The organism is Streptococcus mitis (assembly GCF_002096925.1).
GTDB classification, from domain to species: Bacteria; Bacillota; Bacilli; order Lactobacillales; family Streptococcaceae; genus Streptococcus; species Streptococcus mitis_AF.
This window is the reverse complement of record NZ_NCVN01000074.1, coordinates 1-501: the sequence shown is the minus strand read 5'-3', so window position 1 is coordinate 501 and position 501 is coordinate 1. Positions and strand designations below refer to the sequence as shown.

General features: G+C 37.7%; 1 protein-coding gene. It reads left to right on the top strand.

Annotated elements, in window-relative coordinates; all coding sequences use genetic code 11:
* Positions 1-402, top strand: a 402-nt coding sequence (gene tnpA, locus B7692_RS07645; RefSeq protein WP_084930362.1) for an IS200/IS605 family transposase, incomplete at its 5' end; no start/stop codon positions are given.
* Positions 403-501: the final 99 nt, after the last annotated feature.

The following is a 501-nucleotide window of genomic DNA, read 5'->3' as shown; positions in this document are numbered from 1 at the left end:
ACCCCTAAGTATAGACGAAAAGTTATCTATAATCAATATCGAAGTAGTTTAGGCGAAATATTTCATCGCTTGTGTAGTTATAAAGGAGTTGAAATTATCGAGGGTCACTTAATGCCAGACCATGTACACATGTTAGTAAGTATTCCACCAAGGATAAGTGTTTCGAGTTTCATGGGTTATTTAAAAGGAAAAAGTGCACTCATGATGTTTGACAAACACGCCAATCTCAAGTACAAGTTTGGGAATCGACATTTCTGGGCGGAAGGTTATTATGTAAGTACAGTAGGGCTTAATGAAGCCACAATTAAGAAATATATTCAAGAACAGGAAAAGCATGATATAGCACTAGATAAATTAAGTGTAAAAGAATATGAGGATCCCTTTAGGGATAGTGGTAAGTAATACTAAAGCCTCTTTGAGAGGCAAGTGACGAGTCAAGAGCAATAAGGCTTGAACAAAGTGAAAGCCAGCGTCTTTAGGCGCTGGCTGGTAATTTGGGCT